Genomic DNA, 13,831 nt, shown 5'->3' on the forward strand with positions numbered 1-13,831 from the left:
TGAGGGGCCTTCGCCGGCCCCAGGGCCTGCTTTAGGCTGCGTCCTGCCTGGGGCGCCGGATCTTGGCGGCGGCGTCGATGACCAGCGGCTTCATGCCCTTGCCGCCTTCGTCGAACATCTCGAAGAACTGGCGCCGCATCCGCGGATCCCAGAAGTCATTGATGTGCTTGGCGACGCCTGCAACACCCTCGTCATGGGGCTTGGACTCGAAGAATGTCGCGATCTGGTTCGCCATGTAGACGAGCTTTTCCTTCGTCCCCATCCTGTGCTCTTCATGCGACATTTTTGGCGGCTCCGGTGGTTACGCGGTCTGGATGGGTGAAGATGTCGAAATCGTCGCCGCGCACCAGTGCGATCAGCGTCATGCCGGCCTGTTCGGCGGTGCGGATGGCGAGTGCCGTCGGTGCCGAAACGGCGATGATGAAGGGCGCCCCGATGGCTGCCGTCTTCTGCACCATTTCCACCGACACGCGGCTGGTCACCACCACGGCGCCCGTACCGCCGCTGATGCCGGCTTTGTTCAGCGCACCCGCAAGCTTGTCGAGCGCATTGTGGCGGCCGACGTCCTCGCGTGCTGCCACGATGCCCTTGCCGGGCACGTAGAAACCGGCGGCGTGCACCGCGCCTGTCTCGGCATGCAGCGGCTGTACCTTGGACAGCAGCTTCACCGCCTGCACGATGTCGTCGGCGGAAAGCCCTGATGACGATGTGTGGACGTCGTCGACCGAACGCATCGCCTCCTCGATCGATTCGATGCCGCAAAGGCCGCATCCGACCGGGCCGGCAAGCCGGCGGCGGCGTTGCTCGAAGCGCTTGTTGGCCTTGTCCTTGAGCCTGATCTGGATGTCGATGCCGGCCTCGACATCGAGCACTTCGATCGTTTCGATCTCCTTGACCGAGCCGATGATGCCTTCGGTCAGCGAGAAACCGAGCGCGAAATCCTCGAAGTCGGCTGGGCTCGCCATCATCACCGCATGGGTGGTGCCGCCATAGGACAGCGCCACCGGCGTCTCCTCCGGCACCATGCGGTTGGCCACCGTGATGCCGCTCGCCCGGCGGGCGAGACGGCTGGTCTGGGTGATGGCGGGGCGGTCGGTCACCGCAAGGCTACTCCGCCGCTTCCAGATGGCCGGCGATGCGGCGGCTCTGCTGGGCCTGCTCGTTGTAGTCCTTCTGCCAATCCGACGGACCGTTGGAGGCGCCGACCTGAACCGCCGTTACCTTGTATTCCGGACAATTGGTTGCCCAGTCCGAGAAGTCGGTGGTGATGACGTTGGCCTGCGTGTCGGGGTGGTGGAAGGTGGTGTAGACCACGCCAGGCGACACCTTGTCGGTAATCGTCGCACGCAGCGTCGTTTCTCCGGCACGGCTCTGCAGCCTGACCCAGTCGCCGTCGCGCAGGCCGCGCTGTTCGGCGTCGTGCGGATGGATTTCCAGCAGGTCCTCGGCGTGCCAGGCAACGTTTTCGGTGCGCCGTGTCTGCGCGCCGACATTGTACTGGCTGAGGATTCTGCCGGTGGTCAAAAGCAGCGGGAAACGCGGGCCGGTCTTTTCGTCGGTCGCGACATACTCGGTGCGGATAAACTTGCCCTTGCCGCGGACGAAGCCGTCGATGTGCATGATCGGCGTGCCTTCCGGCGCCTTGTCGTTGCACGGCCACTGCACCGAGCCCATCTTCTCCAGGAACTCGTAGGAGACGTTGGCGAAGCTCGGCGTCGTCTTGGCCACCTCGTCCATGATCTCGGACGGGTGCTGGTAGTTCCAGTTCAGGCCCATCGCCTGAGCGAGGCGCTGCGTCACTTCCCAGTCGGCGAGGCCGTTCTTCGGTGCCATCACCTTGCGCACGCGGTTGATGCGGCGCTCGGCGTTGGTGAAGGTGCCGTCCTTCTCGAGGAAGGTCGAACCGGGCAGGAACACGTGGGCGTAGTTGGCGGTCTCGTTGAGGAACAGATCCTGCACAACGACGCATTCCATGGCTTCCAGGCCGGCCGACACGTGCTTGGTGTCGGGGTCCGACTGCAGGATGTCTTCGCCCTGGATGTAGATGCCCTTGAAGGTGCCGTCGACGGCGGCATCCAGCATGTTGGGGATGCGCAGACCGGGCTCGTTGTCGAGCTTGACGCCCCACAGGCTGTCATAGATGTCACGCACCGCGTCGCCCGAGATGTGGCGGTAGCCCGGCAGTTCGTGCGGGAACGAGCCCATGTCGCAGGCGCCCTGAACGTTGTTCTGGCCGCGCAGTGGGTTCACGCCGACGCCTCTGCGGCCGATATTGCCGGTCAGCATGGCGAGGTTGGCGATGCCGATGACGGTCGTCGAACCCTGGCTATGCTCGGTGACGCCGAGGCCGTAATAGATCGCGCCGTTGCCGCCGGTGGCGTAGAGGCGGGCCGCACCGCGGATGGTCTCGGCCGGAACGCCCGACAGCTTCTCGACTTCCTCGGGGCTGTGGCGCGGATCCGAGACGAACTCGGCATAATCCTGGAATTCCGACCAGTCGCAGCGCTCGCGGATGAACTTCTCGTCAAACAGGCCTTCGGTGACGATGACATGCGCGATCGCGGTAACCACGGCGACGTTGGTGCCCGGCTTCAGCGCCAGATGATGCTCGGCCTCGATATGGGCCGACTTCACCATTTCGGTGCGGCGCGGATCGATGACGATAAGCTTGGCGCCGGCGCGCAGGCGCTTCTTCAGGCGCGAAGCAAACACCGGGTGGGCCGAGGCAGGGTTGGCGCCGATGATCAGCGCGACATCGGTGTCCTCGACCGAGTCGAAGTCCTGTGTACCGGCCGACGTGCCATAGGTCTGGCCGAGGCCGTAGCCGGTCGGCGAGTGGCAAACGCGGGCGCAGGTGTCGACGTTGTTGTTGCCAAAGCCCTGGCGGATCAGCTTCTGCACGAGGAAGGTTTCCTCATTGGTGCAGCGCGACGAGGTGATGCCGCCGATGGCGCCGCGGCCGTACTGATACTGGATGCGGCGGAATTCCTTGGCCGTGTGTGTCAGCGCCTCTTCCCACGACACTTCACGCCACGGATCGGTGATCTTGTCGCGGATCATCGGGTTGAGGATGCGCTCCTTGTGCGTGGCATAACCATAAGCGAAGCGGCCCTTGACGCAGGAGTGGCCACGGTTGGCCTTGCCGTCCTTCCACGGCACCATGCGCACGAGCTCGTCGCCGCGCATCTCTGCCTTGAACGAGCAGCCGACACCGCAATAGGCGCAGGTGGTGACGACCGAGTGCTCGGGCTGGCCGATCTCGATCACAGACTTTTCCGTCAGCGTCGCCGTCGGGCAGGCCTGCACGCAGGCGCCGCAGGAAACGCACTCGCTGTCGAGGAACAGTTCATGCGCGCCGGGCGAGACACGGCTGCCGAAGCCGCGGCCTTCGATGGTCAGCGCAAACGTGCCCTGCACCTCTTCGCAGGCCCGCACGCAGCGCGAGCAGACGATGCATTTGGACGGGTCGTAGGTGAAATACGGGTTGGACTCGTCCTTGGCCATCCACTTGAAGTTTGCGACGCCGTCATTCTTGGCGCGAACATGGTTGTCGCCTTCATAGCCGTAGCGCACGTCGCGCAGGCCGACGGCACCCGCCATGTCCTGCAATTCGCAGTCGCCATTGGCGGCACAGGTCAGGCAGTCGAGCGGGTGATCGGAGATGTAGAGCTCCATCACGCCCTTGCGGATGTCCTTGAGGCGGCCGGTCTGGGTATGCACGACCATGCCGGGCATGACAGGCGTCGTGCAGGACGACGGCGTGCCGTTGCGGCCTTCGATCTCGACCAGGCAGAGGCGGCAGGAGCCGAAGGCGTCGACCATGTCGGTGGCGCAGAGCTTCGGGATGGCGATGCCCGCTTCCATCGAAGCGCGCATGATCGAGGTGCCTTCGGGCACGGTGACCTCGAAGCCGTCGACGGTCAGCGTGACTTGCTTTTCGGACTTGGAGGCAGGGGTGCCGAAGTCGATTTCGTGAATGAGACCCATGATGTCGTCTCCTATTCCGCTGCCTGGGCGACCGCTGCCGGCCGGAAGTCTTCGGGGAAATGGTGGATGGCGCTCATGACAGGGTACGGAGTAAAACCGCCGAGAGCGCAAAGGGATCCAAACTTCATCGTGTTGCAGAGGTCGGTCACCAGCGCGAGCTGCTTTTCCGGCTCGATGTTCTGCTTGAGCTTGTCGAGCGTTTCGACACCGCGCGTCGAGCCGATGCGGCAGGGCGTGCACTTGCCGCAGCTTTCGATGGCGCAGAATTCCATGGCGAAGCGTGCCTGCTTCAGCATGTCGGCGCTGTCGTCGAACACGGTGATGCCGGCATGACCGATCAGGCCGTCACGTTTGGCGAACTCCTCATAGTCGAATGGCGTGTCGAACAGAGCGCGCGGGAAGTAGGCGCCGAGCGGGCCGCCGACCTGCACCGCCTTGACCGGACGACCGGTCGCCGTGCCGCCGCCGATCTCGTCGACGATCTCGCCCAGCGTCAGGCCGAAGGCAACCTCGAACAGGCCGCCATGCTTGACGTTGCCGGCGATCTGGATCGGGATGGTGCCGCGCGAGCGGCCCATACCGAAGTCCTTGTAATACTGCGCGCCCTTGTCCATCACGATCGGCACCGAGGCGAGCGAAATCACGTTGTTGATGACTGTCGGCTTGCCGAACAGGCCCTGGATCGCCGGCAGCGGCGGCTTGGCACGGACCACGCCGCGCTTGCCTTCGAGGCTGTTGAGCAGCGAGGTTTCCTCGCCGCAGACATAGGCGCCGGCGCCCGAGCGGATTTCGATGTCGAAGCCCTGGGAGGATCCAAGCACGCTCTTGCCGAGCACGCCGGCGCGACGGGCAACTTTCACCGCCTTGTCCATCACGGCGATGGCGTGAGGATATTCGGAGCGGATGTAGACGTAACCCTTGGTGGCGTGGGTGGCGAGGCCGGCGATCGCCATGCCCTCGATCAGCACGAACGGGTCGCCTTCCATGATCATGCGGTCGGCGAAGGTCGCCGAGTCGCCTTCGTCGGCATTGCAGACGATGTACTTCTGATCGGCCGCGGTATCGAGAACGGTCTTCCACTTGATGCCGGTCGGGAAGCCGGCGCCACCGCGGCCGCGCAGGCCGGACTCGGTCACTTGCTTGACGATGTCGGCCGGCGCCATTGACACGGCCTTGCGCAGGCCGGCAAGGCCGCCATGAGCTTCGTAATCTTCCAGCGAAATCGGGTCGGTGATGCCGCAGCGGGCGAAGGTCAGGCGCGTCTGCTTGGCGACAAATGGCAGCTTTTCCGGATCGCCGAGCGACAGCTTGTGCTGGCCGCCATTGGTCAGGCCGGCGTCGAACAGCGAAGCGACGTCCTTGGCAGAGACCGGGCCGTAGGCAACGCGACCGGCTTCGGTCCTTACTTCAACCATCGGCTCGAGCCAGTACAGGCCGCGCGAACCGTTACGCACGATCCTGGCGTCGATGCCGCGTGCAGCAATTTCTTTCTCGACCGCCTTGGCGACCTTTTCGGCGCCGAGCGACAGTGAACCCGAATCGCCGGGAATGTAGATCGTCACGCTCATGAGCGGATCTCCTCGGCGATTTCATCGATCTTGTCGGCGTCGAGACGGCCGATCACTTCGCCGTCGAGCATCGCGGCAGGAGCACAGGCGCACAGGCCGAGGCAATAGATCGGCTCCAGCGTCACTGCGCCATCCTTGCTCGTCTCGTGGAAACCGATGCCGAGCTTCTGCTTGATCTGGGCGGCGATCGCGTCGCTGCCCATCGACTGGCAGGCTTCGGCCTGGCAGACCTTGAGCACGTGCCGGCCGGCCGGGTGGTGGCGGAAATCGTGATAGAAGGTGAAGACGCCGTGCACTTCGGCACGCGACAGGTTCAGTGCCTCGGCGATGATCGGCAGGGTTTCCTGCGGAACATAGCCAAACTCTTCCTGGACACCATGAAGGATCGGGATCAGCGGACCCTCGAGGTTCTTCAATTCGCTTATCACCGCAGCGGTTCGCTCGGCGAGTTCGGTACTTGCTGGCTGCATGACCACGCAGCGCCCTCCCTGACTTCGCGCCGTTCCCTTGGCGCAGTATGTCTATTGAACCGATCCAAGGGGCCGGAATCAATAAAGCTGTTTCGTCGTATGATAAAAATTTTCTATCGAGTGGACGAAAGCAGGGGGTAGTGTAGGTCAGGACCTGCGGCGGAAATCGCCTGCCAGCGCCATGGCTTCGTCAAGCAGCGCCTGCACCAGCGTGGTGTTCGGATCGCGCTTGGCGACCACCAGTCCGACCGTGTGGCTGGCATCGGGCTCGACGATCGGTATTGCACGGATCGGTTCGGCAAAACCGAACGTTTCCGCGAGGTTGAGCGGCATGATCGACGACCATTTGCCGGTCCTGATGTGCGAGAAAAGCACGATCATCGAGTTCGATTCCAGCGTCGGCCGCACCTGAACGCCGGCATCTGCCAGGTGCTGGTCGATGATGCGGCGGTTCTGCATGTCGGGGGTGAGCAGGCACAGCGGCAGCGTGCTGACCTCTTCCCATGTCACCTTGTCACGATCGGAATATTCGTTCCCCGCCGCCGTGATCAGCTGGTAGCGCTCTGCATAGAGCGGCACGCTGGTCACCCGGCCGAGCGGCTCGTTGTCGAGATAGGTGATTCCCGCGTCGATCTCGAAATTGCCGAGCAGCGACAGAACCTCGATCGAGGTGCGCGAGAGGATCGAGAAGGTGACGCCGGGGTGCTTGTCGCGGAACGGCGTCGTCAGCCTCGGCACCATGGCGAGGGCTGTCGGGATGGCGGCAATGCGGATTCGGCCGGACAGGCCGTGCCGAGCCGCACGCATCTCCTCGCGCATGGCGCGAGTGTCGCCGACGATGCGCCGCGCCCAGTCCAGCACCTGCCGTCCCTCGGGCGTCAGCCCCTGAAAGCGCGAGCCGCGCTGCACCAGCATCACGCCAAGGATGTCCTCGAGCTGCTTGATGCCGGCCGACAGCGTCGGCTGGGTGACGCCGCATTCCTCGGCGGCGCGCCCGAAATGTTGCTCCCTTGCGAGCGCGATGAAGAACTCAAGCTTGTCGATCATGCCGGAAAACTATCCGGCGTCGGTCGAATTAGCCAGTCTTCACAAGGGACTACCGCATCAAAATCACTGGTTGATCAGGTTGAGGATGTTGCCGTCGGGATCCTTGAACCAGGCAACCCGCAAGTCGCCGAAGACATGGACGTCGCCTTCGAGCCTGACATCGGGCATGTCGTAGTGCTCGAACGCCACGCCCTTCGACCTCAGCTCATCGACGAGGCCGTCGATCCGGTCGCCGACGGCCCAGGTGACCGAGGTCGCCTTGTTGGTTCCGGCATAGTCCGAGCGGTAGACGTTGATCACAGTGTCGCCGCTCTTCAGCACCGACACCTCGTCGCCCATGTGCTCGACCTCGCTGAGACCGAGCGTCTTTTCGTAGAAGGCCCTGGCGCGTCCGAGATCCCTGACGGCCACATTGGCAACGGCATTGATTTGACCAAGCATGTCAGTCTCCTCTCTGTTGCCCCCGCATTGGGGTAAAGCCCCGGTTGAATATAGTGCCACCCGGTTGGGCGGCAGGTCTTGCTGTGCTGAGACTGGTAAACTCACGAGCTGGCAAGGCGTTTCCGTTCGGCGATCGCCTTGATGCTCGCGAGGCCCTTTTCGAAGTCTTTGCCGACCATTTTGTCGAAGTTCATGAACACCTGCATCACCTTGGACATGAACGGTGACGGACCGGTCATTTCCCAGTTCAGGCGCGTCTTTCCGGCCCTCGGTTCCATGGTGAAGCGGGCCTCATTGTGCGCTTCGAACGGCTTCAGGAAGTCGAGCTTGATGACAACCTTGTTCGGTGCCACAGCTTCGGTGATCTCCATCCGGCCGCTGCCGACCTTCTTGTTACCGTCCCATTCGTAGACCGCGCCGCGGCCGGTGCTCGCACCGCTCATCTTGCGCTTGAGGTCGGGGTCGAGCGCCTCCCATGGCGACCAGTCGCGCCAATTGTGGAAGTCATTGATCAGCGAAAAGATGGTATCAGGGTCTGCGTCGACATCGGTCGTACGCTGGATCGAGAAGATAGCGGGTTTGGTCGCGGCGATCGCCAGGATGATGAGGATCGCGAGCACGAGCAGCCCGAGGATGATGGCAAGAACCTGCATTGTCGTCTCCTGGGTATGGCTGGTTCAGCGGCGGAATGGGATCAGCGCCTGCAGACGCGGATCGCGCAGATACAGCCCGCCCCAGGCCATCAGCCCGAGATAGACGCCGAACAAGGTGTGCGAAAGCATCGGATTGCCGATGCGCAGGTGGATGGCGATGGCGCCGCCGAGATAGCCGGTCAGAAGGATCGCGCCGAGGATCGCAGTGCGTGGCCAGGCGTAGAGGATCGTGCAGGCCAGGGTCAGCACGCCGAGTGTGCGTGCGAGCTCCGAAGGCAGGCCGAGCGTCGCCATGGTGTCGTGCACGACCTGCAGCGGCACCAGCTTGATTGCGCCGTCAAACAAAAGGAAGGCGATGACCAGGCCGCTGAGAACGCGTCCGGTCCACAGGACGCCATTGGAAATTGCGGGCGTTGCAACTGCAGTATTCATTGTCAGTTTCCTCGTAATGCCGCTAGTTTGAAATTATTCGCCAGCGTTGCCGCTGCTGATCATCCAGGGTGTTCCGAACTTGTCCTTCAGCATGCCGAACCCCTTGGCCCAGAAGGTCGGGGCAAACGGCATGGTGACAGTTCCGCCGTCGGCAAGGGCTGCGAAGATGCGCTCGGCGCGGGCAAGGTCGCCGAGGTCGACCGAGATCGAGAATCCGCCCATTTCGCTCGCATATTGTGGCGGCGAGTCCGACGCCATCAGCGACTGGTCACCGATCGACAGTTGCACGTTCATCACCTTGTCCTGCCAGTCCGCAGGCATGCTGCTCTCGCCGGGTTCGTCACGATAGGTCACCAGGCCGACGACCTGTCCGTCGAACACGTCGGCGTAGAACTCGAAAGCCTCACGGCAATTGCCGTTGAAGAAGAGGTAATTGACGAATTTCATCACGGCTCTCCGGGTGATTGCTCTCCGTATGCCCCAAGGACGCAGCAGGCAGCGCTGATCCTACATCCCTGCTGAAGTTTCTTTGCCGGTGTAACACGGCGCCGGATCAGGCACTTGCCAGCGGTCAGGATCCGGCTGCCATTTCGGGTAGCTTGGTTCTTCCGCCAAACTGCATTATCTCAGGCTCGACACAGAGCAGCAGGTTCGTCACATGACAGTCACCAAGGAAATCGTTGTCGAGCGTCTCAAGACGGTCAATGGCCCGGATTTCTCAGGCAACATCGTCGATCTCGGATTGGTTTCCGACATCTTCATCGCCGACGGCAAGGTGTTCTTCTCGATCACCGTGCCGGCCGCCCGCGCCCAGGAGATGGAGCCGCTGCGTGCCGCGGCCGAACGCGTCGTCAAGGCGATCCCGGGCGTCAACGGCGCCGTCGTCGCCCTGACCGCAGAGAAAAAGGGCGGCGGCATGGAAGCGCCGGTGCCGCAGAAGCCAGCACCTCGTCCGACGCCCGCACCGGCGGCACGGCCTGCTCCGCACGCACCGGCTTCGCAGACGCAGGGCAAGCGCGGAGTTCCTGGCATCGCCTCGATCATCGCCGTTGCTTCCGGCAAGGGCGGCGTCGGCAAGTCGACGACTGCCGTCAACATTGCGCTTGGCCTCGCTGCCAACGGCCTCAAGGTCGGCGTGCTTGATGCCGACATCTACGGCCCGTCAATGCCCAAGCTGCTTGGCATCCATGGCCGCCCGGAAACTGTCGACGGCAAGATCCTCAAGCCGATGCAAAATTATGGCCTCAAGGTCATGTCGATGGGCTTCCTCGTCGACGAGGAAACGCCGATGATCTGGCGCGGCCCGATGGTCATGTCGGCGCTGACCCAGATGCTGCGCGAGGTCGAATGGGGTCCACTTGACGTGCTCGTCGTCGACATGCCGCCCGGCACCGGCGATGCCCAGCTGACCATGGCCCAGCAGGTGCCGCTGGCGGGTGCCGTCATCGTCTCGACGCCGCAGGATCTGGCACTGATCGACGCGCGCAAGGGTCTGAACATGTTCAAGAAGGTCGACGTGCCGCTGCTCGGCATCGTCGAGAACATGAGCTATTTCATCGCTCCCGACACCGGCAAGCGCTACGACATCTTCGGCCATGGCGGAGCCAAGCGTGAGGCCGAGCGCCTCGGCGTCACTTTCCTCGGCGAAGTGCCGCTGGAAATGGGCATCCGCGAGAGCTCCGACGCCGGCACGCCAGTCACCGTCGCCAAACCCGACAGCGTTCAGGCGCAAACCTATCGCGACATCGCCGCCAAGGTCTGGGAGCGGCTGCGGGAGGAAAAGGGTGCCGCCGAAGCGGCGACGCCGACGATCGTGTTCGAATAGGCGAGGGTTAGGAGGCTCGTGAGACTACTGTCTCATCCTTCGCACCCCTCTCTGTCCTGCCGGACATCTCCCCCGCAAGGGGGGAGATTGGCAGCTCGGACGCCGCAGCACATCCTGCAACGCTGGTGATTGGCGAAAGTCGATTTGACGGCTGATCTTCCCCCTTGCGGGGGAGATGTCCGGCAGGAAAGCGAGGGGTGCGAAAGATCGCTACCCGACCGAGTTCCGCCTCACCCCACCCGCGACGGTATACGCCTCATCTCAAACCCCGTCTTGGTCGTCTGGAACCCGGCGTTGCGGTAAAAACCCAGCGTCGCCGGCTCCTTCGAGCTGGTCAGTAACATCACCTTGTAGCAGCGGAGCGACCACGCCTCCTCGACGGCCGTGAGCAGCACTGCCTTGCCATGGCCCCGGCCGCGGAAGTCGGCATGGGTCACCACATTCTCGATCAGCGCATAGTTGGCGCCGCCGCGGACGAAGTTGGGCACCAGCACAAGCGTGCAGGTCGCCACCTGCCTTCCGTCGATCAGGCCGAGCAAGATGCCGCTCGGCCCGTAATGCGAGAACCGCTCCCAGATCTCTTCCGCATGTCCGGTGCTGACTGGCTCGTCAGGCACGAGATGACGATAGAGCTGCACCAGTTCGGGCAGATCCTCGCGGGTCGCCCGGCGGATGGTCAGCTCGTCGGCCATGGGTTTTCCTTCGGAGTGGCTGGATGCCTGCGGGTGTTGCCGATGGGCCCCGCTCAGGCCTCGCGTGCCAGATAGGCGGGCAGGTCGGCGATCGAATCGAGCACCACGTCGGCCATCGGCGTCAGCGATTCCCGCGTGCCGGTGCCCGACAGCACGGCGATGGCCAGGGCGCCGCCAGCCTTGGCCATCTCGAGGTCGTGACGATTGTCGCCGACCATGGCGATCTCCTTCGGCTTGAGGCCGGTGAGGTCGGAAAAGGCATGGATCGCATCGGGCGCCGGCTTGGGGTTGGCGACGGCGTCGTAGCCATAGGCCGCGTCGAACAGCTGGGCGATGCCGAGCGACAGCAGCGTCTTCTCCGCGCCGCCGGTCGAATCGTTGGTGGCGACGCCGAGGCGGAAGCCGGCGCTGTGCAGGCTCGCCAGCGCATCCTTGCTGCCCGGCAGCGGCACGGCCTTGGCCGAGCCCTGCTCGGCCGATACCTGGTCGAACATCCTGATCAGGTCAGAGCGCTCGCTGTCGGTCGCGCCGGGATACCAGAGCGCGACGATATCGGCGTTGGTGCCGGCGGCAAAAACCGAATCGGCCTTGAAGCAATGGGCGCTGAAATCGTAGCCGGCTGCTTCCATCAGCGCGGTTGCCTGCGCCTGGTCGCCATCCGCCGCCTTCAGCGCCATCATTTCGCCGATGGCGAACCACGTCGCCTGGAAATCGACAAGGGTCCCGTCCTTGTCGAAAAGTATGCCCTTGATGCCCCTCAAATCACTCACTCCTCCGACCATGCGCCCCGGCGGAAGGCCGAATGCGCAGGTGCATTGCCAGGGGCGCCGTCCGCTTCTATTGCCCGCGCGGCGCTCTGAGGCGGTGGATATGCTCCACGAGGCCGGCTGTCGAGGAGTCATGACGCGCGGCATTTTCTCGCCCATCCACGACAGGCAACAAGCCGGTGGCCAGTTCCTTGCCGAGTTCGACGCCCCATTGGTCGAAGGCATTGATGCCGAACAGCTGTGCCTCGACGAAGACGCGGTGCTCATATAGCGCGATCAGCCGGCCGAGCATGTAGGGGTCGAGCTGACGGTAGAGGATCGTCACCGACGGGCGATTGCCCGAGAAAACGCGGTGCGGCGCGATCTTGTCGACCTCCTCCGGCTTGATGCCCTTGGTCAGCATCTGCCGCCGTGCTTCCTCAAGCGTACGGCCCTTCATCAGCGCTTCCGACTGCGCCAGGCAGTTGGCGAGCAGCAGGTCATGGTGTTCCTGCAACTCAGGTTCATGGCCTTCCGCCGCCGCGAGAAACTCGACGGGGATGAAGTCGGTGCCCTGGTGCAGCAACTGGAAGAAGGCGTGCTGGCCGTTGGTGCCCGGCTCGCCCCACACCAGCGGACCCGTCGGCGTCACCACGCCGCCGCCCGATATCGTCACGCTCTTGCCGTTCGATTCCATGTCGAGCTGCTGCAGATAGGCTGGCAGGCGCGACAGGCGCTGGTCGTAGGGGATGACGGCGCGGGCCGGATAGCTGCACACCACCCGGTGCCAGAAGCCGATCAGCCCCATCAGCACCGGAATGTTCTTGAGCAGCGGCGCCGTGGCGAAATGCTTGTCCATGGCATGCGCGCCGGCAAGGAATTCGCGGAAGTTCTTCGGTCCGATGGCGATCATGATCGGCAGGCCGATCGCCGACCATAGCGAATAACGCCCGCCGACCCAGTCCCAGAAGCCGAACACGCGTGACGGCTCGATGCCGAAGGCGGCAACCTTGTCGAGAGCCGTCGATACGGCGGCGAAATGGTGGCCCACCGCCTTGGCCCCCAGCTTCTCCTCCACCCAGCGCCGCGCAGTGGCGGCATTGGTCATGGTCTCGACCGTGGTGAAGGTCTTCGACGCGATGATGAACAGCGTCGTGCCGGCGTCGAGCCCCTTCAGCGTGTCGTGGATATGGGCGCCGTCGATGTTGGAGACGAAATGCACGCGCGGCCCGTCATGATAGGGCGCCAGCGCCAGCGTCGCCATGGCCGGACCAAGGTCGGAACCGCCGATGCCGATATTGACGATGTCGGTGATCTTCTTGCCGGTGGCACCTGACGCCTTGCCCGAGCGGACGTCGTCGGCGAAGGCCGCCATGGCATCGAGCACGGCGTGCACGTCAGCCGTCACATCGTGGCCGTCGAGCATGACCGGCTCGCCGCGTGGATTGCGCAGAGCCGTGTGCAGCACGGCGCGGTCTTCGGTGACGTTGATGCGCTCGCCGGCGAACATCGCGGCGCGCCGGCCTTCGAGATCGACCGAGTGTGCCAGCTTTTCCAGCAGCGTCATGGTCTCGGCGTCGACAGCACATTTCGACCAGTCGAGCAAAAGGTCGTCGTCGGAGGCGGAAAAATGCTGGAACCGCTTCGGGTCGGAAGCGAATGCCGCCCGGAGATTTCTGGGTGCGTCCTGATGGTGGCTGCGAAGCGCGGCCAGTGCCGCCTTGAAAGGTTGGTCGATCACCTGGGAACTCCGGAAATGTCAGCTGCTGGCATCATCCTAGCAGACCTTGGGGCTGATTGAGAGGCGTCGCGGCGGACTATCGCCGCAAATTTCAATCGATTCAATAGATGTCTTTCAATCGATTTAATCGGTGTCATTTGCAACCGCCGCTGGAAAGGTTCACTGGCATAAATCTATAAGATTAGAAAAATTGATTGGTGCAACTGCTTGTGCCAAGGATAGCTTTCTA

Annotated in this window: 14 protein-coding genes; 1 reads left to right on the forward strand and 13 read right to left on the reverse strand. The window is 63.5% G+C overall.

Annotated features, from left to right (window positions below; all coding sequences use genetic code 11):
- Positions 1-31 precede the first annotated feature (31 nt).
- The 10 genes from HNQ95_RS24990 to HNQ95_RS25035 form a co-directional block, all read right to left on the reverse strand.
- Complete coding sequence (locus HNQ95_RS24990) at positions 32-262, reverse strand: formate dehydrogenase subunit delta (protein WP_067965560.1); 231 nt, start codon at positions 260-262, stop codon at positions 32-34.
- 10 nt (positions 263-272) lie between these two features.
- Positions 273-1,100, reverse strand: a complete 828-nt coding sequence (gene fdhD, locus HNQ95_RS24995) for a formate dehydrogenase accessory sulfurtransferase FdhD (protein ID WP_182575538.1) — start codon at positions 1,098-1,100, stop codon at positions 273-275.
- A gap of 7 nt (positions 1,101-1,107) precedes the next feature.
- A complete protein-coding gene (gene fdhF / locus HNQ95_RS25000) occupies positions 1,108-3,987 on the reverse strand; it encodes a formate dehydrogenase subunit alpha (protein ID WP_154386882.1) in 2,880 nt (959 codons plus the stop codon).
- 11 nt (positions 3,988-3,998) lie between these two features.
- Positions 3,999-5,555 (reverse strand): formate dehydrogenase beta subunit, encoded by a 1,557-nt coding sequence (locus tag HNQ95_RS25005; RefSeq protein WP_154386883.1) that lies wholly within the window; start codon positions 5,553-5,555, stop codon positions 3,999-4,001.
- Positions 5,552-6,031, reverse strand: a complete 480-nt coding sequence (locus HNQ95_RS25010) for a formate dehydrogenase subunit gamma (RefSeq protein WP_067965552.1) — start codon at positions 6,029-6,031, stop codon at positions 5,552-5,554. The genes HNQ95_RS25005 and HNQ95_RS25010 overlap by 4 nt, the downstream gene beginning before the upstream one ends.
- Before the next feature lie 141 nt (positions 6,032-6,172).
- Positions 6,173-7,072, reverse strand: a complete 900-nt coding sequence (locus tag HNQ95_RS25015; RefSeq protein WP_067965550.1) for a LysR family transcriptional regulator — start codon at positions 7,070-7,072, stop codon at positions 6,173-6,175.
- Positions 7,073-7,135: 63 nt separating this feature from the next.
- On the reverse strand, positions 7,136-7,513 hold the full coding sequence (locus tag HNQ95_RS25020) for a VOC family protein (protein ID WP_067965548.1): 378 nt from the start codon (positions 7,511-7,513) through the stop codon (positions 7,136-7,138).
- Between the two features lie 101 nt (positions 7,514-7,614).
- Complete coding sequence (locus HNQ95_RS25025; RefSeq protein WP_182575539.1) at positions 7,615-8,166, reverse strand: SRPBCC family protein; 552 nt, start codon at positions 8,164-8,166, stop codon at positions 7,615-7,617.
- 24 nt (positions 8,167-8,190) lie between these two features.
- Positions 8,191-8,598, reverse strand: coding sequence for a DoxX family protein (locus HNQ95_RS25030; protein WP_067965544.1), 408 nt, complete (start codon positions 8,596-8,598; stop codon positions 8,191-8,193).
- Between the two features lie 33 nt (positions 8,599-8,631).
- A complete protein-coding gene (locus HNQ95_RS25035) occupies positions 8,632-9,045 on the reverse strand; it encodes a VOC family protein (protein ID WP_067965541.1) in 414 nt (137 codons plus the stop codon).
- Between the two features lie 211 nt (positions 9,046-9,256).
- Between HNQ95_RS25035 and HNQ95_RS25040 the strand changes: the two genes are divergently transcribed.
- Entirely contained in the window at positions 9,257-10,423 is a 1,167-nt protein-coding gene (locus HNQ95_RS25040) for an Mrp/NBP35 family ATP-binding protein (RefSeq protein WP_182575540.1), read from the forward strand.
- A gap of 230 nt (positions 10,424-10,653) precedes the next feature.
- On the opposite strand, the gene HNQ95_RS25045 is transcribed toward HNQ95_RS25040, so the two are convergent.
- From HNQ95_RS25045 to pgi, 3 genes are read right to left on the reverse strand one after another with little or no spacing between them, the layout of a single operon-like run.
- Complete coding sequence (locus HNQ95_RS25045; RefSeq protein WP_182575541.1) at positions 10,654-11,115, reverse strand: GNAT family N-acetyltransferase; 462 nt, start codon at positions 11,113-11,115, stop codon at positions 10,654-10,656.
- 53 nt (positions 11,116-11,168) lie between these two features.
- Entirely contained in the window at positions 11,169-11,897 is a 729-nt protein-coding gene (locus tag HNQ95_RS25050) for an HAD family hydrolase (RefSeq protein ID WP_182575542.1), read from the reverse strand.
- Positions 11,898-11,952: 55 nt separating this feature from the next.
- Complete coding sequence (gene pgi / locus HNQ95_RS25055; protein WP_376769274.1) at positions 11,953-13,602, reverse strand: glucose-6-phosphate isomerase; 1,650 nt, start codon at positions 13,600-13,602, stop codon at positions 11,953-11,955.
- Between the last annotated feature and the right edge of the window lie 229 nt (positions 13,603-13,831).

The sequence above is a fragment of the Aminobacter ciceronei genome (genome assembly GCF_014138625.1).
GTDB lineage: Bacteria > Pseudomonadota > Alphaproteobacteria > Rhizobiales > Rhizobiaceae > Aminobacter > Aminobacter ciceronei.

Coding starts and splice junctions, on each gene's coding strand:
- HNQ95_RS24990 (WP_067965560.1), bottom strand. CDS start 262: ATGGGGACGAAGGAAAAGCTCGTCTACATGGCGAACCAGATCGCGACA.
- fdhF (WP_154386882.1), bottom strand. CDS start 3,987: ATGGGTCTCATTCACGAAATCGACTTCGGCACCCCTGCCTCCAAGTCC.
- HNQ95_RS25005 (WP_154386883.1), bottom strand. CDS start 5,555: ATGAGCGTGACGATCTACATTCCCGGCGATTCGGGTTCACTGTCGCTC.
- HNQ95_RS25015 (WP_067965550.1), bottom strand. CDS start 7,072: ATGATCGACAAGCTTGAGTTCTTCATCGCGCTCGCAAGGGAGCAACAT.
- HNQ95_RS25020 (WP_067965548.1), bottom strand. CDS start 7,513: ATGCTTGGTCAAATCAATGCCGTTGCCAATGTGGCCGTCAGGGATCTC.
- HNQ95_RS25025 (WP_182575539.1), bottom strand. CDS start 8,166: ATGCAGGTTCTTGCCATCATCCTCGGGCTGCTCGTGCTCGCGATCCTC.
- HNQ95_RS25030 (WP_067965544.1), bottom strand. CDS start 8,598: ATGAATACTGCAGTTGCAACGCCCGCAATTTCCAATGGCGTCCTGTGG.
- HNQ95_RS25035 (WP_067965541.1), bottom strand. CDS start 9,045: ATGAAATTCGTCAATTACCTCTTCTTCAACGGCAATTGCCGTGAGGCT.
- HNQ95_RS25040 (WP_182575540.1), top strand. CDS start 9,257: ATGACAGTCACCAAGGAAATCGTTGTCGAGCGTCTCAAGACGGTCAAT.
- HNQ95_RS25045 (WP_182575541.1), bottom strand. CDS start 11,115: ATGGCCGACGAGCTGACCATCCGCCGGGCGACCCGCGAGGATCTGCCC.
- HNQ95_RS25050 (WP_182575542.1), bottom strand. CDS start 11,897: ATGGTCGGAGGAGTGAGTGATTTGAGGGGCATCAAGGGCATACTTTTC.